The organism is Paenibacillus lautus, from assembly GCF_050482385.1.
Lineage (GTDB): Bacteria > Bacillota > Bacilli > Paenibacillales > Paenibacillaceae > Paenibacillus_AQ > Paenibacillus_AQ lautus_B.
Map to the genome: position 1 here is coordinate 403531 of NZ_JBCNHV010000005.1, position 22853 is coordinate 426383.

Annotated in this window: 22 protein-coding genes; 15 read left to right on the forward strand and 7 right to left on the reverse strand. The window is 48.4% G+C overall.

Annotated features, from left to right (window positions below):
• Position 1: 1 nt before the first annotated feature.
• Positions 2–3979, reverse strand: a complete 3978-nt coding sequence (essC, locus tag ABEW73_RS09505) for a type VII secretion protein EssC (protein WP_430164643.1) — start codon at positions 3977–3979, stop codon at positions 2–4.
• Between the two features lie 89 nt (positions 3980–4068).
• Positions 4069–4380: a hypothetical protein gene (locus ABEW73_RS09510; protein ID WP_430165003.1), complete on the reverse strand. Its 312-nt coding sequence runs from the start codon at positions 4378–4380 to the stop codon at positions 4069–4071.
• Positions 4381–4745: 365 nt separating this feature from the next.
• Between ABEW73_RS09510 and ABEW73_RS09515 the strand changes: the two genes are divergently transcribed.
• The 5 genes from ABEW73_RS09515 (at position 4746) to ABEW73_RS09535 (ending at position 7856) form a co-directional block, all read left to right on the forward strand.
• Positions 4746–4985, forward strand: a complete 240-nt coding sequence (locus ABEW73_RS09515; RefSeq protein WP_098746871.1) for a hypothetical protein — start codon at positions 4746–4748, stop codon at positions 4983–4985.
• Positions 4986–5423: 438 nt separating this feature from the next.
• Positions 5424–5753, forward strand: a complete 330-nt coding sequence (locus tag ABEW73_RS09520) for a PadR family transcriptional regulator (RefSeq protein ID WP_071220202.1) — start codon at positions 5424–5426, stop codon at positions 5751–5753.
• Positions 5746–6306: a DUF1700 domain-containing protein gene (locus ABEW73_RS09525; protein ID WP_430164646.1), complete on the forward strand. Its 561-nt coding sequence runs from the start codon at positions 5746–5748 to the stop codon at positions 6304–6306. The genes ABEW73_RS09520 and ABEW73_RS09525 overlap by 8 nt, the downstream gene beginning before the upstream one ends.
• Positions 6303–7151 carry a DUF4097 family beta strand repeat-containing protein gene (locus tag ABEW73_RS09530; protein ID WP_430164649.1) on the forward strand — a complete coding sequence of 283 codons (849 nt, stop codon included), beginning with the start codon at positions 6303–6305 and terminating at the stop codon, positions 7149–7151. The genes ABEW73_RS09525 and ABEW73_RS09530 overlap by 4 nt, the downstream gene beginning before the upstream one ends.
• A 78-nt stretch (positions 7152–7229) precedes the next feature.
• Positions 7230–7856, forward strand: a complete 627-nt coding sequence (locus tag ABEW73_RS09535; protein WP_098746877.1) for an FMN-dependent NADH-azoreductase — start codon at positions 7230–7232, stop codon at positions 7854–7856.
• A gap of 94 nt (positions 7857–7950) precedes the next feature.
• Here ABEW73_RS09535 and ABEW73_RS09540 read toward each other — a convergent pair whose 3' ends face one another.
• Complete coding sequence (locus tag ABEW73_RS09540) at positions 7951–8259, reverse strand: DUF2087 domain-containing protein (RefSeq protein ID WP_430164652.1); 309 nt, start codon at positions 8257–8259, stop codon at positions 7951–7953.
• 181 nt (positions 8260–8440) lie between these two features.
• Between ABEW73_RS09540 and ABEW73_RS09545 the strand changes: the two genes are divergently transcribed.
• From ABEW73_RS09545 to ABEW73_RS09575, 7 genes are all read left to right on the forward strand, one after another.
• The gene (locus ABEW73_RS09545) at positions 8441–9418 is read left to right on the forward strand and encodes a YpdA family putative bacillithiol disulfide reductase (protein WP_430164655.1); all 978 of its coding nucleotides are present in this window, start codon (positions 8441–8443) and stop codon (positions 9416–9418) included.
• Between the two features lie 19 nt (positions 9419–9437).
• Positions 9438–9881 (forward strand): DUF441 domain-containing protein, encoded by a 444-nt coding sequence (locus ABEW73_RS09550; RefSeq protein WP_430164658.1) that lies wholly within the window; start codon positions 9438–9440, stop codon positions 9879–9881.
• A 220-nt stretch (positions 9882–10101) separates the two neighbouring features.
• On the forward strand, positions 10102–11007 hold the full coding sequence (locus ABEW73_RS09555; protein WP_430164662.1) for a decaprenyl-phosphate phosphoribosyltransferase: 906 nt from the start codon (positions 10102–10104) through the stop codon (positions 11005–11007).
• Positions 11008–11035: 28 nt separating this feature from the next.
• Positions 11036–11668 (forward strand): HAD family hydrolase, encoded by a 633-nt coding sequence (locus tag ABEW73_RS09560; RefSeq protein WP_430164665.1) that lies wholly within the window; start codon positions 11036–11038, stop codon positions 11666–11668.
• Positions 11656–11997: an EamA family transporter gene (locus tag ABEW73_RS09565; protein WP_213644219.1), complete on the forward strand. Its 342-nt coding sequence runs from the start codon at positions 11656–11658 to the stop codon at positions 11995–11997. Before ABEW73_RS09560 ends, ABEW73_RS09565 begins: the two co-directional genes overlap by 13 nt.
• Entirely contained in the window at positions 11987–12307 is a 321-nt protein-coding gene (locus ABEW73_RS09570; RefSeq protein WP_076322124.1) for an EamA family transporter, read from the forward strand. Before ABEW73_RS09565 ends, ABEW73_RS09570 begins: the two co-directional genes overlap by 11 nt.
• A gap of 60 nt (positions 12308–12367) precedes the next feature.
• Positions 12368–13660, forward strand: a complete 1293-nt coding sequence (locus ABEW73_RS09575) for a DUF6080 domain-containing protein (protein ID WP_430164668.1) — start codon at positions 12368–12370, stop codon at positions 13658–13660.
• Between the two features lie 97 nt (positions 13661–13757).
• On the opposite strand, the gene ABEW73_RS09580 is transcribed toward ABEW73_RS09575, so the two are convergent.
• Positions 13758–15503 carry an ABC transporter ATP-binding protein gene (locus ABEW73_RS09580; RefSeq protein WP_430164671.1) on the reverse strand — a complete coding sequence of 582 codons (1746 nt, stop codon included), beginning with the start codon at positions 15501–15503 and terminating at the stop codon, positions 13758–13760.
• A gap of 133 nt (positions 15504–15636) precedes the next feature.
• On the opposite strand from ABEW73_RS09580, the gene ABEW73_RS09585 reads away from it, so the two are divergent.
• Positions 15637–16149: an ADP-heptose synthase gene (locus ABEW73_RS09585; protein ID WP_430164674.1), complete on the forward strand. Its 513-nt coding sequence runs from the start codon at positions 15637–15639 to the stop codon at positions 16147–16149.
• Between the two features lie 140 nt (positions 16150–16289).
• Here ABEW73_RS09585 and ABEW73_RS09590 read toward each other — a convergent pair whose 3' ends face one another.
• Together ABEW73_RS09590 and ABEW73_RS09595 are read right to left on the reverse strand one after the other, a co-directional pair.
• Positions 16290–16739 carry an NUDIX domain-containing protein gene (locus ABEW73_RS09590; RefSeq protein ID WP_430164677.1) on the reverse strand — a complete coding sequence of 150 codons (450 nt, stop codon included), beginning with the start codon at positions 16737–16739 and terminating at the stop codon, positions 16290–16292.
• 46 nt (positions 16740–16785) lie between these two features.
• The gene (locus tag ABEW73_RS09595) at positions 16786–17091 is read right to left on the reverse strand and encodes a HesB/YadR/YfhF family protein (RefSeq protein WP_430164680.1); all 306 of its coding nucleotides are present in this window, start codon (positions 17089–17091) and stop codon (positions 16786–16788) included.
• Positions 17092–17675: 584 nt separating this feature from the next.
• Here ABEW73_RS09595 and ABEW73_RS09600 point away from each other — a divergent pair.
• Together ABEW73_RS09600 and ABEW73_RS09605 are read left to right on the forward strand one after the other, a co-directional pair.
• Positions 17676–19433 carry an ABC transporter ATP-binding protein gene (locus tag ABEW73_RS09600; protein ID WP_430165006.1) on the forward strand — a complete coding sequence of 586 codons (1758 nt, stop codon included), beginning with the start codon at positions 17676–17678 and terminating at the stop codon, positions 19431–19433.
• Positions 19434–21539 (forward strand): ABC transporter ATP-binding protein, encoded by a 2106-nt coding sequence (locus ABEW73_RS09605; protein ID WP_430164683.1) that lies wholly within the window; start codon positions 19434–19436, stop codon positions 21537–21539.
• Between the two features lie 163 nt (positions 21540–21702).
• On the opposite strand, the gene ABEW73_RS09610 is transcribed toward ABEW73_RS09605, so the two are convergent.
• Complete coding sequence (locus ABEW73_RS09610) at positions 21703–22629, reverse strand: S-layer homology domain-containing protein (RefSeq protein ID WP_430164685.1); 927 nt, start codon at positions 22627–22629, stop codon at positions 21703–21705.
• Positions 22630–22853: the final 224 nt, after the last annotated feature.

Genomic DNA, 22853 nt, shown 5'->3' on the forward strand with positions numbered 1-22853 from the left:
CTCAAACTACAACATGCCATCGGTCGCGAATTTCTGTGACCCATCTTTGGGCGTTCCATTCGTCATCGAACGGAACTGCGCCTTTTATTCTGGAAAATTTACGTTTTACGTAGTACCCCTGTCCTGGCGGAAGTATTTTTAGTCCTCCAGGACTATTGGTGGATTCGGAAAAAGGAATTCTGAAGAACGATAAATCGTTGGAATCCAATGTTCCGAATAAAAATCCGTTTTGTGCAGCCTTGATATCGGTAAACCAATCGACGCCATACGTCGGGAAATCGGCCGGTACACCGGCAATGACAACATGTACCCTGCGGTCTCTTCCCTGTCTGACGATGGCAGACAGCTGGTCTTTCAAGGTGAAATCGGAAAGCTGCTTGCTGAGCACGTCAGCGTCATCAATCATAAGCAGGATCGTCGGGTCTTCACTGTCCTTCGACCGGGTCTGAACCCGTTCATAAAGGCCTGAAATGAGCGGAGCCAAATCTTCCTCATTCTCTGCATGCCCACGGACATGCGGAAGGTGGTTCATCCGACTCAGACCGCTGCTTCCATAGCGCGTATCTACCGTATATATTTCCAGCTCATCCGGAGATGTATGATATGCAAGTGATAGCATCCAGCTGAGGAGGAACGACGTTTTACCACCTTCCATCGGACTCGCCACAATAAAATGCGGTCCATCCTCCAGATTGATAGCAAAAGGTGTCAAGTCATCCGTGGCCACCCCGACAGGAACCCGATACTTCACCATACCTGCTGATTCATAAGGCTTTTGTACCTTCAGCAGTTGATGGAGCGGAATCTTGTCCGGCAGTGACTCAATCCGTGGCGCTTCTTCCCCGTGCCACGCAGCCCGGTGAGTGCGAATCATATCACGGAGCGCTGCGGAACGGTCCCCCTCTTCCTGACCGGAAGCCGGCAAGGCCGTCTGAAATTCAAGCGGCGGCACCTGCCCTTTGACCAGTCCTCTCCCTGGAGGAAGCTGGCTGGGAGCTCTTGTTGGACGCCCCACTGCATAATAGTAATCAGCAGGATCGGCGAGTTCGTACGATACCGCTTGCGAGATATTACTTCGGACCTTCTCGAACATATCCGAAATCCGGTTCGCCGTAATGACAAACGTAATCCCCAAACTTCCGCCTTCTCGCAGCAGGTATTCAAGCATGTCGTTCTCATCCGGATAAGAGTTCCGGAAATTCAGATACCCGTCAATAATCACGACCAATTGCGGAACGAGTCCAGTGTTGCCCCGGCGGTAGGATGCAACGGTCTTCACACCCGCTTCAGCAATCATGTCCTTGCGAGTCGCCGCCGTTTTCGTCAGAAAACGGAACAGGCGCTTGATACGATCCTCTTCCTCCGCCATCATGACTCCTCCGATATGAGGAAGCCCTGCAAAGTCCCGCATCATCCGGCCCATATCCACGATATACCCATGCCAAAAGTCCGAGGTGTACCGATTGGCTAACGACATCAGCATCGTTTGAATAAAGGTGGTCTTTCCAAGTCCGGGCATGCCGTATACGGCCCAGTGGCCTTGCTCAAGATTGAGCATCAGCGGCTTCTGGCATTGGTTTGGCAGATCATCAACCATCCCGACATAGGACACAAGTGCCGAATCACTGAACAGATCCTGCTTCTGCAGCTCGGTCCCAGACGGTATGCTCTCCAGATCCAGACTCTCCGGAAGCGGTGGAAGCCAAGGCCCCTGGAGCCGTTCGATCCCTTGCTCCTTGGCCACCTCAGCCACATGGTCGATAAACACCTGGAGCTGTTTGGGCACCTCCAGATGCGCTCCCAGGGAGGGATTAGAAGCAAGCAGAGGCTCCGACTTCCCGTTAATTCGCACCTCGCGAATAACCACTGCGCCGGGCGTATCCTTCTCTTCAATGTAAGGAGCGCCGCTCCAGGCAAACTGCATTTCTTCAAACACTTCGTCGCTGCCCACCTGAAAATAGCCTCGTCCGGGCTTATTAATCCAGGCTGCATTCGGAATCTTCAGCATATCACGGCTGTCGCCCTCGCTTTGTACCCGAAGACAGATCCGAAAGCGCGAGTTACTCCAAATCTTATCGTCCACGACACCTGCCGGTTTCTGAGTCGCAAGAATCAGATGGACACCAAGTGTTCGTCCAATAGCGGCAATACTGATCAATTCATCCATGAACTCCGGTTGATCTTTCTTCAGCTGTGCAAATTCGTCAATGATAATAACGAGATGCGGGAGCGGCTCGCCATGCCGATTGCGCAGCAGCTTGTAGTACTCGTCGATATGCTGCAGATTTCCCGCATCGTTCAATATTTTCTGGCGGCGGACCAGCTCGGCTTTCAGCGACACCTTCGCCCGTTCAATCAGATTGTTATCCAGGTTCGTTATGGTGCCTACTACGTGCGGCAAGTTAACAAACGTGTTGGACATGCCGCCGCCCTTATAATCAATAAGCATAAATGCCAGGTCATGAGGGTGAAACTCGGAGGCCAGGGAGGCCACAATGGATTGAATAACCTCACTTTTCCCGGAACCGGTCGTTCCCGCAATCAGACCGTGTGGTCCATGACCTTGACGCTCTATTTTATCATGAAGATTCAAATTAATCTTCTTTCCGCCCGCCCGGACACCCATCGGAACGGGTAATGAATCCGGATATCGGTTCTGCTGCCAGCGTCTGTGTACATCCAAATCGTTGATTTTCTGAATATCCATCATCTCGAAGAGTGCCAAAACGCTAGGGATATCGGACGCAGAAGATCGCTTCAGCCGGATCGGTGCCATGGATCGAGCCAAGGCTTCAATCTGCTCCCTGCTAATATGATGGGATTGGAAGGTTTGCTTGGAGACCGTGCCGTCCGCTTTCTTAATCGTGTACGCCGCCTGCTCCCGGTCAACCTCAACGATAAGCTGGCAGTGCATCGGCAAGCTTTCCTTCCGGTCGGACAAGACGATGGTGACCGCATCGGTCGCTTCGGCATCTTCCATTAGCAGAGGCAGTAGCGGTTCTTCCTCGATTAATTGGGTAGCGGATAAGATCACCACGTATGCCGGCATCTCAATCGATTTCTTCCCATGTTCGGATCGATTGTTTTTACGCCGGTACAAATGAGTAAATATTTCATCCGCAAGCTGATGGGCATTGCTCCGTCGATCCGCAAGATAGCGGCTGGAACGATCATCATCCCATGTATGAGGGAGCCAGCGCAGCCATTGCCACTCGCTCGCTTCTTTTTCTTCGTAGAAAGCGGCGATTTTCACTTCATCGGGTGAGTGCCGCACAGCCGTTTGGGCCATCATCACGCGCAGCATATTTAATACGCGGTCTCTTCCGCCTACAATCCCTATGACCTTGGATTCGAATAACGGCAGCGCAATCGATGCATCGTCGACGGACTGAAATTCGGAAGTCAGCAATTCGGCTGCTTCGATCAAAGGATCCTTGTCATACCCATCTGCGCGGGGAGGCTTAACGTTAATATAGAACGGAACCTCTCCCTTGCCCACGCAAATCTCCAGAAAATCCTTATCTTCCGGAGAACGTTCCCACAAGCTGCTGCTCCGGTTCTTCACAACGTTGTAACACACGTCCGGATCGCCATGGATATCAAACAGAATGTGTACCTGATCCTCCTGCCGCTCCTTAAGCTCTTCCCGGTGCAGGTCAAGCTGTGCACGGTACTTCTGATTTCGTTCAGCCAGCTTCTTCTGATAAGTCTTCTTGTTGCTTAAATATATGAAGAACGGCAGCGTGTAGGAAGTCAGCATCATAAAGATGGAGAGTATCATGTAGTTGCTCCCCATTTTGCCGTTCGCGCTCATATAGAAATAGAAACCAACCATCGCAGCCGTCATAATAATCGGAATAATGATGGCAATCATCGAAAACGACGGTTTGCTTGGCTCGGACGGCGGTCTCAGAATCTCCATGTCTTCATTCGGTAAAGCCGGTCTAATACGCGGCGAACGTTGGTACAACACGTTCATATGTCACTTCCTCCTAATCCAGAGCGTCTGAAATGTACAATTATGTATTTTGCTGTTTCAATTAAAACCAAAGGGTTATTTACCCAATCTCAGCTTTCTTGAAACAACAATCTTCTGCCATAGACAGGAGCTTCCTCGGTGGTTGTTGAGAATGCCCGCTGTATACGGATATAGGAGCCTTCTCTAAGTCCTGCTTCAACCAGGTTAGAATGGCCCCCTACCGTAAACCATAAGCCTTCCGGGAACTTTGCTTCCAATATATATTGAATCCCTTCACCCGCGGGTTCACGAAAAAGACGTAGCCCCAGCAGCTCATTCAACCGTTCAATGGAGCACTCATCGGGTACGTCGATATCAAACCAATCATCTTCATTTCGCCCGCTGATCACGGTGAGTATCATCCGGTTAACCTGCCTTTCCAAAAATGGTAATCCTTATGTTTATTCCATATGCAAAGTCCAATCACCTATTTCAATAGTTGCAAAAAATAGTTACATTATTGTAATAATATCATCCCAGGGTCAGTTCTGTCAATTTGTGTCATATTTCCTATTTCCTATTTTTCACGCGGCTTTGTTAGTCCCAAGGGACTATTTATGTATTGATTATAGGTTAAATCCGGGTTTGTCGTCGGGAAAATATCGTCGTTCACAAAAATGTCACGCTCAGAAAAATGATGCTGATTAATTCTATGAATTTAAGGTTATTTTAAGATTGGCAATTTATAATGCAAATATCATGAAAAATCTTTCGTGAGGTGATTGATATGAAAACACTAATCATGTTCCAAAATAAGCCGGTTCCCGTGTACTTTACAACGGATAGCAAGCAGCCGGTACAGAAGGTACTAAAACTGCTAACCAGCGCGCTTGACCATAAAATTCAAACCGGTAAAAACGCGCTGCAAAAATGCCTCAATTCCCTGATCAGCATTGAAATCGAGGGATCCGAGGCAATTCTTCACAGCAAAAGCGAAAACGACTCTCTTGCGCTATCTCTCTTTTAAAGAGGGATAGCCCTTTTTTTTGTTTAACATCATTATAACCCGTAATGGCGATCCTCGGCTATCTGCGCTCTATGAATTCGGATTTGAAACAATTTTACGAGATTTCTCCGCGTTGTGATCTCCTGGCATCTGTCCAATTTTTTTAATATAAACCGATCGATGGACATACTGTTCATCCCTCCATTCTTCTTTTGGAAAAACGACCCTATGTTCTGATAACTTCTATTAACCGTGCCTTTTCAAGATTAAACGAGACTTTCTTTCGTTTAACAAAGCTTCTTATGATTCGACGATATTCTGACGACAACCCATTTTATAATCAGTATCTTGCATTAATCAGTACTAAGTGATATCTTATTCATAGACCACTACTGAATATTAATTACTACCTCATGTTTCCAGCATGAACATGGTCTTATGAAAGGGGGGATCTGCCGTATGAATGTCAGTATTCAATTCAAAAAAGGCGTTCTTGAACTCTGCGTGCTTGTGTTAATCCATCGCAAGGACCAGTATGGCTACGAGTTGGCTCAAGCGGTATCGAGGCATATTGAGGTAGCCGAAGGGGCGTTGTACCCTCTCCTTCGCCGACTTGTTAATGAAGGCTATTGTACGACGTACCTCCAGGAATCGACCGAGGGTCCGCCCCGTAAATATTATAAGCTGACGCCCAGCGGAGTGATTTATATGAGAGCCTTGGTAAAGGAATGGCAAGCTTTTGTGGGCAATGTGACCAATCTGATAGAGGAAGGAAATTTGTATGACTAAAAAACAGTTTATTTCGATTTTGGAATCGCGTCTTGCCGCGCTTCCTCCCGACGAACGGCAGGAATTCATTCATGATGTGGCGTCCCATTTTGTCATTGGCATGGAGAATGGACGAACCGAAGAGGAAATCGCCCGTGAACTGGGAGATCCTTTTGAAATGGCCAAGGAAGCGTTAGGCGACCGGTATGTGGATATGGATATGCCTGTTCCGGCAGCGATCCGAAGACCGTCTTCTTTTGGAAAATATGCGTTAGGAGTCGGTTTGTTCTTCTGTGCATTGGTGGCAGTCCCGTTCCTTGCAGCATTATGGTCCGGAGGGGTCGCCATTGCTCTGGGAGCCCTGGCAACCTTGCTGAGCCCAGTGCTCGTTCTGCTTGACTATATCATAAACGGAACGTTTTATCCGGCCAAATTATTCTTATCCATCTCTTTGATCGGAATCGGCATCTTCCTCGGATATGCCACACGCTCAGCCATGGTTGGATTGTTATCGTTAACCTTGAGGTACTCCAGATGGAATACGCGTTTGTTGAAGGGACGTGACGCACAGTGAACAGAAAATGGTTGTTCAGTTTAGCAATCGCACTTATATTGTTAGGAATCGTCGGCATGGCTGCGAACAAGTTTAAATTCGGTGAAGAGCTTGTCAGCTATCAGAATCGATGGGATCTGCAGGATGCCGTAAATTTGAAGAAATTAACTATTGCCAGCAATATTAATATCAGCTTCGCGTTTGAGGACAGCGGCGATTCGAACGGATATATCGCGTTTGACGGCAAATTAAAACCGGAGCATGTCGATATTCTTAAAAACTTTAATCCATCAGGCCCTGACGTGAAATTAGATCTGACTACACCTTCCACTTTCCAGTTGATGAGTGTGAACTTTCGTTCACCGAAAGGAAAACTGACCATTGTGCTTCCATCAAGCACGAAACTGGACGAACTCGATTTATCGACGCTCTCAGACAATATCCAGGTAAGCGGAGCTTCCTCCAAGATGATTGACATCTCCGTGAAGTCAGGCGACATTAACATGAGCGGAATACAAGCCGAGCAGTTAAGCGTTGAGAACATTTCAGGAAATATTCGCGGTTCTGACATCCGGGCATCCACCCAGCTGGTCAATCATTCGGGAAATGTCGTGCTGAAAAATATGGAAGGTCCCGTCGACGTTGAGGTCACTTCCGGTAACGTAAACGTGGGATTGCTTGGCGTTTCATCGGTTAATATCCTGTGCAGATCCGGCAATGTGAAAGTGCAGCCTGACCCGTCATTCCGGGGATTCTATGACCTTAAGACACTATCGGGAGACGTTTCAGCGCCAGAGTCACTGAAGGAAACAACCGATACCATCCATGTGGAAATCTACTCCGGAAATATCGATATCGTACATTAAGACATTGTTGACAAACAATAAAAATGAAATATACTATACTTTATAAAGTAAACCACACAACAAGGAGAATTTTCATACATGTCTAATGTACTATTCATCAAAGCAAACAACAGAGCAATCGAACAATCGGTAAGCGTAAAAATGTACCATGCGTTTTTGGAATCCTTCAAAGCAAGTCATCCGGAAGACCAAATCACAGAGCTTGACCTTTTTGCAGAGAATCTTCCTTATTATGACGGCACAGCCATCAACGGTATGTTCAAAGCTGCCCAAGGATTGGAATCTACCCCGGAAGAGCAAGCAGCTGCTGCGAATGTAAGCAAATATCTTGACCAGTTTCTTGCTGCAGACAAAATCGTGCTCGCTTTCCCATTGTGGAACATGACCGTACCTGCCGTTCTTCATACCTATATCGACTACCTGAACCAAGCAGGCAAAACGTTCAAATATACGCCTCAAGGCGTTGTAGGTCTTGTGACAGGCAAAAAAGTCGTCATCCTGAATGCTCGTGGCGGTAACTATTCCGAGGGACCTATGGCTGCGGCAGAGATGGCCGTTAACTTCGTAATGGGTAATCTTCGTCAATGGGGCGTGCAGGATATCGAAACCCTCATCATCGAAGGCCACAACCAATTCCCTGACGAAGCGGAAATGATCGTTCAGAACGGTCTCGAGCTCGTTAAAAAGGCTGCTGCCGGTTTCTAATCGAACTTATACGTGATCATACCAATGATAGTTATATACAAAAGCCACCTTCCACTGTCTTACGCAGTGAAAGGTGGCTTTTTGTGTAATCGCGTTAAACCTTTTCCCATTGGGTCCATAACTCTCGCGGGTTACGTGTATAGATTTCATGATCACGGCTCATATATTGATGAATGATAAATTCCCGCCGAATGGTCGCATAATCCGCATGATAACGCTTGATAAACGCATTGATGTCCTTTTCCGGATATTCCTTCCCTGCTTCAAGCTGCTCTACCAGATATTCCAATATGACAAGTTTCTTTTTGTACTGGGCCGGAATGGAACGCAGCGTTCCGTCTTTCGTTATAAAATTCCGGAGAACGGATGCCTTATAGGCTTCACTTGCAGTCGGTTCCATCATGGTGTTCTTCCTCCCTTTGAATTATAAATTTCATGATTATCTAATTTAATATTTATCTAATTAGATGTTAATCAAATTTCAAATGTTTGTCAATCCCGTCAAATCTGGATTTATCCTTTTATTTGCTGTAGGATTATTATGCAGATCGATAGCGTAAGGTTATTACATAAGGAGGTTCACCATGCTCGACGTCTTAATTATCGGCGCAGGCCCATGTGGTCTCTCAGCTACCATTGAATGCCGCAACCAGGGCCTCAGCTGCGAGATCATCGATAAACACAATGTAGTTCATTCCATTTATCTCTATCCCACCCATATGCAGTTTTTCAGTACGGCTGAAATGCTTGAAATCGGAGAAGTTCCGTTCGCGATATCGAATGATAAACCGTTTCGGCACGAGGCGCTGGCTTATTATCGCAGAGTTGCCAGACACTTTAATCTGAAGATCTCCCCATACGAAGAAGCTCTCACCATAACCAAGCAGCCTGACGGCAGCTTTCAGGTAAAGACCCAGCGCCGCGGCGGTGTAGAGTCCATACGAGAAGCCAAGCACGTAGTCATTGCTACGGGTTATTTTGATCATCCGAATTATATTGGCATTCCTGGAGAAGACTTGGAGAAAGTTACCCATTATTTCCGGGAAGCCCATCCCTATGCTGGAATGAAAACCGCAATCATCGGCGGCAGTAATTCCGCTGTGGATGCTGCCATGGAGCTCATCCGTGTCGGAGCCGAGGTCACGATGGTATATCGGGGTGAGGAAGTTTCACAGAACATCAAACCTTGGGTACGTCCTCTGTTCGATAGCATGGTTCAGAAGGGACATATCCAGCTTCACCTGAACTCGCGTGTCGTACAAATCGCGGAGTCTTCCGTTACCGTTCTTTCAAATCAAGGCCAGGAAACAATCATTGAAAACGATTTTGTACTGGCATTGACCGGATTCCGTCCTGATCGCAAACTGCTCGCCTCCTCCGGCGTTGAACTGAATGAAGACATGGAGAAACCGCTCTATAATCCGGATACGATGGAGACCAACGTTCCGGGACTCTACGTCGCTGGCGTCATTGCATCCGGTCGTAATGCCAATGAGGTGTTCATTGAAACAGGCAGACTACACGGTCGTTTGATTGCCGAGCATCTGGTCTCGAACGCTTAACAAAAAGGAGCGATCCCCCATGGACGTAACTTCACTCATCCTGCTGGCTATGGCGGGAATTGGCATTATCAGCAGCAATTCCGCCGTGACGATTGCGATGCTGGCATTGCTTCTCATCCGTGTAACCGGCTTTCAGCAAGCATTCCCATGGCTGGAGAAATACGGACTGACGCTCGGCATTATCATTCTCACCATCGGTGTCATGTCACCGCTGGCCAGCGGCAAAATGAGCCTGCAAACGATCGGCGAATCCTTCCTAAACTGGAAATCCCTTTTGGCCATCGCCGTCGGCATGCTTGTCGCTTATCTGGGCGGTCGTGGTGCCACGCTGATGGGAAACAACCCTACCGTGGTTGCCGGTCTTCTCGTTGGCACGGTGCTTGGGGTCGCCCTATTCCGCGGCGTGCCCGTCGGGCCGCTCATCGCCGCCGGTCTGCTGTCCCTGCTCATCGGTAAATCGTGAGGAGCAGGAAGAGATGCAACCCTTTTTTATAAAAACAAATAGAACAATAACCTCCCTGCTGGTTCGTGAACGCTTGGGGAGGTTTATTTGTTCTATTAACAAGCCTCGTAACGGATGGATCCTTACCATATATATCTATTTTATGGTATGATAGCTATCGTATTTTAGCGTTTTTTCCCGTAATCCCTTATGAAATATGATGTATCAGGAGGTAACACACTTGTCTTCAACGAATACCGAATCGGCAACGGCTCCGCTTAGGCAGCTACCCATGCTGCTCTTCAGGCAGTTGAGGCCGAAGCAATGGACCAAAAATCTGCTCATATTTGCAGCCCCCCTCTTCTCGTTTGAGGTGGTAAATCCAGGCGTGCTCTTCGACACCCTGATTGGTTTTTTCCTGTTGTCCTTCGTTTCCGGCTGCGTCTATATTGTGAACGATTATGCCGATCGCGAAGCAGATCGCAACCATCCAGTGAAAAAATACCGTCCCATGGCCTCGGGTGCGCTGCCGCCTAAGCTGGCTATTGTATTCGGCGCGCTGCTGCTGATCGCTTCGCTGGCCGTATCTTATTTTCTAAATCCGCTGTTTACCGTGTTATTGGTGCTCTATTTTGCCATGAACGTAGCCTACTCCTTCCGGCTGAAACATGTTGTCATCATTGACATCATGATTATCGCGGCAGGGTTTGTGCTGCGCGCCATCGCAGGCGGATTGGTCATCCACGTCCCGTTCACGCCATGGTTCCTGCTCTGCACGATGCTGCTATCGCTCTTCCTGGCGATCGGCAAGAGACGGCATGAGCTCCATCTGCTGCAGCATGACAAGGGCTCTCACCGCAAGGTGCTCGATCAATATTCGTTCGATCTACTGGACCAGATGAGCAGCATTGTCACCACAGCAACCATCATCAGTTATTCGCTGTTTACCTTTACGTCAGGCAGAACCGTTCACCTCATGTGGACCATACCGCTTGTCATATATGGGATGTTCCGCTATCTTTATCTGATTCATATCGAGAAAAAAGGCGGGGCTCCGGATCGGGTGCTCCTGGAGGACACTCACATCCTGGTCACCGTGATCCTCTATGTCATCAGCGTTATCGGGATTTTAGTATACTTTGAATAATACAGAATCAATAATTGAGGGAAATGATATGAATCAGAAATTCGCAATCTTTGACATCGACAAAACGGTCATCCATACAGACTCCATGTTTCAGTTTTTAAAATATGGTATACAAAAAAAACCGTCCACGGCACCCATCATTCTGAAAGTCTTGCTGCATTCCTTGCTGTACAAGCTCCGTCTTCTAGAAGCTGAGAAGGCAAAGAGCGCTTATTTTCATGCGATGCGCCATATGGATGATGCTGACCTGAAGCATTTTTACGAAACGGAATTGAAACCTGCCATCTTCCCGGCTGCGCTGAAGGAAATGCAGCAAAAAAAAAGCGAGAGTTATCATGTGCTGCTTGTAACGGCGTCCCCCGACGCTTACATGAGATACTTTGCAGAGCTTCCTTGCGTCGATACCGTGATCGCTACGAAACTTTCCGTACGGGAAGGACGCTTTACCTCGATGATCGAAGGGAACAATTGTAAGGGGGAGGAAAAAGTGAACCGGATTCAGCAGTACTTGAACGAGCGGCAACTGACGATTGATTATGCAGCTTCCTGCGCTTACTCCGATTCCTTGTCCGACCTCCCGATGTTCGGGCTCGTCAAACACAAATATTTGATCAATCAGAAATCTGCTCAGGGATGCGAGGGATTAACATGGAACAGATAAAAGCGCAGAGCGCCCCGCGCCACCTGGGCAAGCTGTTCATGGTTCTATCGGCTTTTTTGACGGCTACCGGCCAGCTGTTCTGGAAATGGGGTCACACCAACTTGATTTACATGGGAATCGGTTTTATCTGCTACGGCCTTGGGGCCATTCTCATGATCAAATCGTTTTCATTGGAGAAGCTGTCCGTTGCCTATCCTCTGATGTGTATCAGCTATATTGTGGCTCTGTTTTATGGTGATTTTTTTCTGGATGAACCATTAACCCTGCAAAAACTGGCAGCCGTAGCCCTGCTTGGAATCGGGGTGACATTAACTTCCTATGAAAAATGACGGGTTCCTATACTTGCTTCTGCTCCTGATGACTTTACTGGGCTCACTGGGCAGCGTATTCTTCAAAGGGTATACCGCAAACAAACAAATCAAACTGCTGCTGATCGGTTTTCTTAGTTATGGACTGGGAGCCTTGTTAAACATATACCTTCTAGGAGAGCTTCCTTATACGCTGGTTATGCCGGCGAATGCACTTACGTTCCTGTGGGCGTTGTTGTTTGCCAAACTCGTATTCAAGGAAACCATCGGGATCCGAAAAATCGCTGGCGTCGCTTTTATTATTTCCGGATTGCTTCTGTTGATCTGGTAAGCGAATGCCGTTTGGCCTATTTTCAATACATAGAATAGAAAGATGGGGGGAACAAAAAACATGACTTTTTTCAGTTATTTATTTCGACATAAAAAAGATAATTACACGGCGATCGGCCTAAGCGTCTGTCTGGCCCTATGGTATGTGTTCATGAACCTTCCGTTCGTAGCCTACATCAAGGATCATGCAGCCGAGTTGATGCCTCATAGCCCATTCTATGGTGCGCCTTTCACATTGAATCTGTTCAACTTCGATCCTTCAATGGAATACGGACCGGAAAATATCTCAATCATCCATCCCTTCATTAATTTCCTGACGAGCCCGTTAACAACGATGATCGGGAGCGCGAACCTCCCCTATCTTCTGATTCAATCGGTCTTGAACGCCTTTAGCGCAGCGCTGGTCTATTACATCGTCCGAAGAAGCAGAGCTAGCTGGTTGTTGTCTCTCGTCACGGCTGCTTTCTTCGGTATCAGCTCATATACGCTGTTCACGGCATTGATACCGGATTCCTACGCTTATGCACAGTTCATGATCATCCTTTCAGCCGCTTATCTGCACTATGGCCGGCTTACGAATCGATTTGCCGTCATGCCCAATGCCTCCCTGGCCCTGATCAATTTCGGCATCACGTCTACGAATGTGGCTACGTTCGCAGGAGCGCTGCTGATCAGCCAGTTCGATAGAAGACAGAAGGGAACGTTTAAACGGTTTATCATGATCATGCTGGTTTTCCTGGGGATGGCGGTGATTGTAACTCTGCTTCAACACTTGCTGTTCTCAGGGAAATCGTGGATCGCTAACGTGTTTTCAAGCGTGCAGAACGGTGCACTCAGCTATGTTTCTCCTTTTTCATTCGAGCACCATTCCCGAGTCTTCTACATGCTGTTTGTAAGTCCTATCCTGTCGCCTGAGCTTGCCATGATCGATCCGGGGATCGCTGCATTCGTGACGAATTTGGCCAAGCCATATCCGATTCATGTTCATATCGTTGGTATCGGGATGCTTATTCTGGCGGTTTTGTCCTTCATTAAGGGCATCCGCTCCCGCGATACCTGGGCATTTGGCATCTATATTTTATTCGCGATTCTGCTGCACATCATCGTTGGTTTTGGTTTGGCTACGTATGCTTACGATCTATACTTGTACGCAGGACATTATCTGTTTGCCCTGTTTGTGCTTGCAGCTCTGTTTATTGCCAAAATGAAGAACCTCCGGATTCAACAAGCTCTGACCGGCATCATGGTACTGTTCCTGCTGATCACCTTGGTGAACAATATCGTATTGCACGGGCAGACGCTGGAGTATATTCAGATGACCTATGACACGGTGTTCAAGAATATCGAGAAATAAGCCTTTAAACACACCAAAAGACCCGTCCCCTGAAGCATGGCCGAACACCATGCCTTAGAAGGACGGGTCTTTCGTTAATCAATGAAATAAGAGAATATTAATTCTCCAAATGCTGCACGTTGTATAGTCTGGCATAACTTCCATCCAGATTCATCAGCTCGCCGTGCGTGCCTTGCTCTGTAATTCTGCCATTCTCCAGCACAACGATTTGATCGGCATGCGTAATGGTCGAAAGGCGATGCGCCACGATTAACGTGGTTCGGTTGTTGGACAAGGACTGCAGCGCCTGCTGTATCAGATGCTCGGACTCCAGATCCAGCGCCGAAGTCGCCTCATCCAGCACCAGAATGTCCGGATCCTTGAGGAAAACACGGGCGATCGCAAGTCTCTGCTTCTGTCCGCCCGAGAGCTTGACCCCACGTTCACCTACTTCGGTCTCATAGCCTTGCGGCAGCTGGGTGATGAAATCATGCGCATTGGCGGCTTTGGCAGCGGCGAAGATCGCATGCTCATCCGCTTCCGGATTACCAAACAGAATATTTTCACGAACGGATCCGCTAAACAGGAAGTTATCCTGCAGTACCATCCCAATCGATCCGCGCAAGCTGTCCAGCGTCAAATCCCTGACATCATGACCATCCACCTTCACTGCTCCCTGCTGTACGTCGTAAAATCTCGGGATCAATCCAATCAGGGATGATTTGCCACCGCCGCTCATGCCGACGAAGGCAACCGTCTGCCCCTGCTTGATGGTCAGGTTAATATCTTGCAGCACCCAGCCCGCGGCATCATTGTACTTGAAGCTTACGCGGTCAAACTCGATCTGTCCCGCTGTCTTAAGCGTTTTGGCACCCGGACGGTCCACGATGTCATATGGCTCGTCCATGAGCTCCTTGACCCGCTCCAGCGACGCTGAAGCCTGTGTCAGCACCGTTGACGAGTTGATCAGGCGGCGAAGGGGCGCATACAGCCTGTCAAGATAACCAAAGAAGGCAACAAATGTACCTAATGTCAGATCTCCCTGAATCACCCGATATCCCCCATAACCGATAACCAGAATAGGCGCAATATCGGTGAGTGTGTTGATAATGGAGAAGGTGAGCGCATTCCAGCGGGTCTGCGCCATCGCTTTTTTCAGAAAATTGCCGTTGATGCCTTCGAATTTCTTCTGGTCGTACCGCTCCAGCGTAAAACTGCGAATAACCGAGATCCCTTGAATCCGCTCATGCAGATACGCTTGGATGCCGGCGAGAGCCTGCGACCGGTCCTTAGTCAAGCGCTTAAGCCGCTTATACAGCAAATTCACCGCTAACCCGTAGAGAGGAAGAATCGAGATGGCAACTAGCGTCAGAACGGGATTCATGAAGAACATGACGATTAATACAAACACCAATGTAAACATATCCAGCCAGATGTTCATCATACCGACTTCCACCAGGTTCTTGGATTGTTCCACATCATTGATAAAGCGCGATATCGCCTCGCCTACCTTGGTATTCTGATAGTAACGAAGGGATAACCGCTGCAGATGGGCATACAGTCGATTACGCATATCGAATAAAATACGACTGGTAATGAATTGGGCAAAATACTGCCGCAAGTATTCCACCGGACCACGCACAACGACAAACAGCACCAGGGTCCCGGCGAGAATCCACATGAGATCCTGGATTTTCTGTTCGATGGTCATCTGCTGGTTGATCAGCAGATCATCCACAACATATTTCATGATCATGGGCAGTAACAACGGGATTGCAAATTTGATCATGCCGATAATAAGGGTAAGGATGATCCACTTCATATATGGCTTAACAAACGGATAATAGATTTTCCATGATTTCAAAGGTGATAACAGCCCCTTTCTGAAGTAACATCCACACGGTTGTCAGGCGAAGAGCAGTTGACATTTATGCGCTTCAATGCTTTATTAGTTCTAAACTTATGAATTGTATCATGTCTTGCAGGAGGATTTAGTCATGACCAGAATTTTCGTGACGGAGGCCGTCATGCTGGCCATTTACGGTCAGCTGTTAGTACCACCTAAACCCGTCGAGTACATCATTCCGTACACTACCATTTTGGAATTATATGAGCTTCATACCACCGAGGAACATCTCATGAATAGCAGTGCTGATGACCAGCACGTCAAGATAAAGATCGGCGAATTGATTTCCTATTTTGAAGAACCACTGAACAAAAAGAAAATCGAGCGCGCCCTGCAGGTTCCCTGGTCCAAGAGCCCCACCATTCCCGTTAGTGAAACTACCCGGGTCGCGGTCATGAACACCATGGACACCGCACCCTATGGGGAATCCTTTGATCCTGTGGAAACCGAGCTGCTGCTGGCATCCCAAAGAGCCGCGGCTCCCATACTGACCGATCAATACGAATTGATTCAGCGTATCGTCGAAAGCGCTCTTCCCGTTCAGGTCTATGATATCGACGATTTCGATTTTGCATTGGAGGTCCCCCTGTCCGGGCAACCATAATGATCCTATGTACACACCTTCGCATGGCAAAAGGAGTCCCTTCCCCCGGTTTGAATGGGGCAGGGACTCCTCATGTTGACCGAAAAAAATTCCCCGTGCGGGGAATTTAAGGCGTACAAACTGCCACCACGAAACGAGCCTCAGCTGTTCTTTTTTATCTTGTCCAGCAAGCGGACCGTGATCGCATCCATAACGGGCAATGCTTGAAAATCAAAATATTTAAGAGATACTTCCGTATTCGGTGACAAATGAATGGCACTGTGCAGGCCGGTTGCCGCATACACACCTATCACATAATACACTTCATCTCCACCTATTTGCTTCTTCATATACTCCGGACCCGACACAAGGTCCAAGAGTCGCATATCATCCGCTGTCTGGCCGCTCTCCTCCCACAGCTCTCTGGACGCCGTGTCTTCAAGAGCTTCGCCGGGCTTCAGGTTTCCGAGTGGAAGTCCCCACTCGTCCTTGTTCTGCCGCTTCAGGAGCAGAATCTCTCCGTTATCGTTCAGCACAAGCACCGCCGCTTTCACACGGACCACCGAGCGTTTGCCGATGTATTGGCGAATATCGCGGTGATATACGCTCATCTTGGGAACCTCCTTTCCCTAGATGGCGCTGCAGTCTCACATCAGGTTAATTCACTGCGCCCTCTTCTTCATAAATATACGAAATGTCATCCAAGGATTCCTCATACTTCACGCGTAGCGTATATCCCTCCAAATACCACAAATCCTGTTCTTCCATAAAAAATGTTACCTCTTCAGAATGCTCCGACAGTCCCGCTTCTCTTGGTTCTTCTACCGAAATACCGAGCGAAAATCCGGGATGGAGACCTCCGCCTGAGCTATATCGTGGAAAGAAGCGAACGAACGTGCCTGACTGAAGATCAAGTTCCTTCTTGTACCAACGTGCCGCCTGGTCGCTGACTTGAATTTGCATGTGTCGTACACCCTCCTTAGACGTCATATTATGTTGACCCCTATCTTTTTTGCAGACCGGAGATCTTAGGGACGGTATCTTATAAATAGTTGCAATATTATCATAACGCATACGCACGTTAGGATACAAATCATTTTGATAATAAAATAGTGACATAAGGTTCAACCCTACCATCACTATCGAAGATCTTGCTATGATCCTGAAAAATAAGTTTGACACATTCCAGTTCATGGTGATAAAATTCAGTCCATACGAGATCGATTTGAATAAAATGTAAATTGCGAAGAAAGGGTGAGTGACATGTTTAAAGCGTTTGCGATGGATCAAGATCATCTGGATCATCATTTCCTACAATTAAATATGGATCGACTCCCCAATGGTGCTGTCTCATCATCATCAAGCCTCGTTCATTCGCTGCCAGAATGATCAGAACGAAGCAGCTAAACGTTGCACGGAAGTCATGATCGCCGTGCGAATGATAAGTTCAAAATTAATGAAGCATATCGTCCGTCGTCGGATGATGTGCTTTTTTTGGTTTTTAGGATGATATGATGCCGGAACGACCTACGAAAGGAAGGGATAATGTGTTTGCCGTACTTAAAAATTTAGGCTGGTTTTTCAAGCAAGAGAAAAAGCGTTACTTGATCGGCCTTGCGCTTCTCATCTTTTGCGGACTAGTTGAGCTGCTGCCGCCGCTTCTGCTCGGAAACGCCATTGACGATATCGTCAGCAGTTCCATAACGTGGGCGTCCCTCGTCCAATATCTGCTCATGATTCTCGGCATCGTTGCTGTCGTTTATTGTGCCACTTACATATGGATGCACCGTTTGTTCGGAGGAGCGAACCTCGTGGAACGCCTGCTCCGTACCCGGTACATGAACCATTTGCTGCGGATGCTTCCGCCGTTTTTCGAACGTAACCGTACAGGAGATCTCATGGCAAAAGCTACCAATGACCTTCGCTCCGTGGCAGCAACTGCCGGCTTCGGGATGCTCGTCATGACCGACTCCACCATATACTTGATTGTCGTACTGTTTGCCATGGGCTTCATTGTCAGCTGGAAGCTGACATTGGCAGCCATTCTGCCCATGCCGATCATAGCCATTGGTATGGTCATCTACGGAAGAGCCATTCATAAACGCTACACGCTGGCGCAGGATGCCTTCGGTGACATGAACGACCAGGTTCTTGAGTCCGTAGCCGGTGTGCGTGTCGTCCGCGCTTATGTGCAGGAACGCGCCGATCAGCAGCGCTTCCAGGACATTACGGATGACGTTTATCGTAAAAATCTGGCGGTAGCCAAAGTGGACGCCTTATTCGAACCAACCATCAATTTCTCCATCGGTCTCAGTTACGTCATTGGTTTATCCTACGGTGTGTACCTGGTGTTCCAGAATCAAATCACGCTCGGAGATCTCGTATCGTTTAATATGTACCTCGGGATGATGATTTGGCCGATGTTTGCCATCGGGGAATTGATCAACATTATGCAGCGCGGAAACGCTTCGCTGGATCGGGTCAACGAAACCTTGAAGACCCCGCCGGATGTTACCGACGCCACGAACCCTGAAGACGTGGAGGTTCCGGATACGATTCAATTTAAGGATGTCACTTTCCGTTACCCAACCTCTACCATTGATAATTTGAAACATATTAATTTTACGCTGCAAAAAGGCCAGACGCTCGGCGTTGTAGGACGCACGGGAAGCGGCAAATCGACGCTGCTGAAGCAGCTTCTCCATGAGTACCCTACCGGAACAGGCGAAATCCTCATTTCCGATATACCCATGGAGATGCTGGCGACTGACCGGCTCCATGGCTGGATCGGGTATGTGCCGCAGGAGCAGATCTTGTTCTCCAAGACGGTACGTCAGAACATCCAATTTGGCAAAAAGGATGCCAGCGACGAATTGATTATGGAGGCCATTACGACCGCTGCGTTTGACCGCGATCTGGTCACCCTGTCCGATGGGCTTGATACCCTTGTAGGCGAAAAAGGCGTGGCGTTGTCCGGCGGGCAAAAACAAAGAGTCTCACTGGCCCGAGCTTTTATCGGCGACCCTGAAATCTTAATATTGGACGACTCCTTGTCCGCTGTGGACGCCCGGACAGAAGCCAGAATCATCGATAATATCCGGAGCAAGCGCGCCGGCAAGACGACCCTGATCTCCACGCATCGACTCTCGGCCGTTCAGCATGCCGATGTGATCGTGGTGCTGGAGGACGGTCGAATCACGGAGCAAGGAACCCATGATGAACTGCTGGAGCTCGGTGGCTGGTACCGTGAGCAATTCGAACGCCAGCAGGTAGAAAACAATCTGACCTCGGAGGAGGTGTCTTAATTGACTCCAACCGATACAACTATATCGAATGAATCCGGCATCGCCAAACGGCTGTTCCGTTATGCTTTAACGGCCAAGGGCACCTTCATCGCCGCCTTGATTCTGCTGGCCATCGGCGTTGCCGCAGAGCTTGCAGGTCCCTTCATCGCAAAAACGATGATTGACGAGCATATCCTGGGCATCGAACGGCCTTATTATGAGACGACGCAAGCTCAAGGTGCCGCATCCTATAACGGGACTTATTATAAACGCGAGGATCGCTTTCTTGAAGGCGAGACGCGAGGACAGGAAGTACGCCTCGTTCAGGCTGGCCGTAATTTTTACTTCATTAACGAGCCGGTAGCCCGAACCGAAGGAAACCGCTCCTTTCAGGACGGTGTTATGACCATTTCCTACGCCTCGGAGGAGATGCAGTATCCGGCTGTTAAATTGACCAAGGAACAGCTGTTTGAATTTTATAAACCCGAACTTCCCAACATATATAAGCTGGTCGGCCTGTTTCTAATCTGCCTGTTGATCTCCATGATTACGGTATTCGGCAGAACCTACTGGCTGCAATCGGCAGCCAATCGGGTCATTCAGAAGCTGCGCACCGATGTGTACGCCCATATTCAGCGGCTGCCCGTCAACTTCTTTGATGATTTACCGGCGGGCAAAGTCGTTTCCCGGGTAACCAATGATACCGAAGCGGTAAAGGACCTGTTCGTTGCGGTATTATCCAACTTCAGCTCCGGCGCCGTGTATATCACGGGTGTCTATGTCGCTTTGTTCCTTCTGGATGTACGACTGGGCTTGATCAGTTTGTTTGTTATTCCGATGCTGATTGTATGGACTATTCTGTACCGTAAATTTGCAACCAAATACAATACCGTCATCCGCTCCCGTCTGAGCGAGATCAACGCCATCATTAATGAATCCATTCAAGGCATGGCCATCATTCGTGTATTCCGCCGCCAAAAAGCGACCCAGGACGAGTTCGAGGCGCTGAATGCGGACTATATGGCTCATCAGAACAAAATGCTCAATCTGAACTCCTTCACCACGCACAACCTGGTGAATGTGCTGCGTAACGTTTCCTTTGTGGTCGTGCTCTGGTATTTCGGTTCTGCATCATTAAATGGTGCCGGCATCGTCTCGATCGGCGTCCTCTACGCCTTCGTTGATCTGCTTGGCCGCATGTTCCAGCCGATTACGGGCATGGTTAACCAGCTGGCAGCGCTCGATACCTCCATCGTCTCCGCCAAACGGGTGTTTGAGCTGATGGATGAAACAGGCGAGAAAGTAACGGACGGCAGCATGCCGCGGTATTTAGGAAATGTGGAATTTCAGAACGTGTCGTTTGCGTACAAGAAGGACTATGTCCTTAAGAACATTTCATTTGAAGCGAAGCAGGGCCAAACCGTGGCGCTTGTAGGTCATACCGGCTCCGGCAAAAGCTCCATCATCAATCTGCTGTTCCGCTTCTATGACCCGCAGAAAGGCACGATTACCATTGATGGCCAGCCCGTTACCGATATTCCAAAGCAATGGCTCCGCAAGCATATGGGGATTGTACTGCAAGACCCGTACCTGTTCACAGGCACCATTGCTTCGAATGTCAGCCTGGGTGATCCGAGCATTACACGGGAACAAGTGGAGCAGGCGCTGCGCGATGTAGGGGCCGATCGGCTGCTCGCTCATCTTCCGCAAGGCTTCGATGAGCCGGTATTGGAGAAAGGCAGCACACTCTCCGCCGGACAGCGCCAGTTAATCTCCTTTGCCCGGGCTCTTGCGTTCAATCCGGCCATACTGATTCTCGATGAAGCTACCGCGAACATCGATACGGAGACGGAAGCCTTAATCCAGGAAGCCCTGGAGGTACTGAAGCGAGGGCGCACGACCTTTATCATCGCCCACCGCTTATCCACGATCCGCAGCGCCGATCAGATTCTGGTCCTTCACCGCGGCGAAATTGTGGAACAGGGTTCCCATGACGAGCTGATGGCTCTGGGCGGAAGATACTTTAAAATGTATCAACTCCAGCAAGGCAGCACCGCTCCGATTGCAGAGACTAAGGAGACGGTACTTGCCACCTCCAACAGTAAAATGGCTGGTGGTCATGTATAAACCAAGTTAGAAGAAGTCTTTCTTGCGATATTAGGAAGACCCAGCTTCCAAGTTTATACCTACAGATATCTATAAAAGAAGGCTGTCCCCTGTCGAATGTTACATTCGCTTGGGAACAGCCTTCTTTATTGCATTATATATTCTTTGCGGTTCATGACAAGAATTACTTTGCCGGATCAAGAGTTGCTTCTGCTTTGACCGTGATTTTGGTGTACTTGGAAGGCACGAGCACGTCATCTGAAGATTTGGAGATGACTTGCGGGTACATTTTGTCCAGATCGGGTTGAAGAACTTTGTAGTAGATCACAGCTTCGGTATCACTAACATAGTCGACCGACGTAATTTTAATGCCGTACCCCGGATTCGGTAGGTCTTCCTTGGTTACCGTGACTTTGTTCTGCGAATCATCCACCTTAACGACGCTTGTACTTACATCCGGTTCAGATTGTCCCGGCTCCTCGGGTATCATGTTCTTCTGATGCTCCTCAATAAATCGAATGGAATTGTACGCAAGCTCTGCCGCTTCAATACGGGTTAAACTCTTGGTGGGATGGAACTTGGCGTTGGCGTCGAGCTCAGCGATCTTGGTTAACAGCAGGAACTGCACCGCTCCCCGGCTCTCCTCTTTCATTAAATCCTCGTCGGCCACATGCAGATACATCATGACCACGGGATAATTCCCGGTCTTCTGAATCGCTTCCGAGAGCAATGTCGCGAACCCTTCACGGGATATCCGCTCATTCCATTTCATGTCTGCGGATACGGACAATCCGTTCTGAGCCGCTATATTCACAGCATCCGCGAACCAGGCATCCTTCGGCACACTGTCAAACGAACGGCCCGTATAGTTCGGTTTTACCTTCAGGTCGGCGACATTCACAATCATCTGCACCGCTTGGGCGGTCGTTATTGTTTTGGCCGGAGCGAATTTGTCGGCACTAATCCCTTGGATAATTCCTTTCGCTTGCAGCTCCTTCACCATTTGTAGTGGCTGCTCCTCTTGAATATCGTTGAAAGCAGAGGCGGCGCCGGCACCGAGCAATGATGAAGTGACAAGCATTGCAGTTAACAATTTCGTAGTTTTTTTCATAATTACACCTCCTAATCTTTCTGACGCAGAGGTGCTGGAATATGTTTCATCTCAGCCCTAATTTCTTTTATAGAGGTTGTTCAAAAAGTCCGCTTTTGATAAGAAAACCAATCGAGGCAAATTCAAGGCTGAGCGACCGCGATTCGGAAGTAGGTTTCCTTGCGATATAGAATTTCATCAACTCCGTTGATAACTTATAAATCCTATATCTAACACGAAGCGAA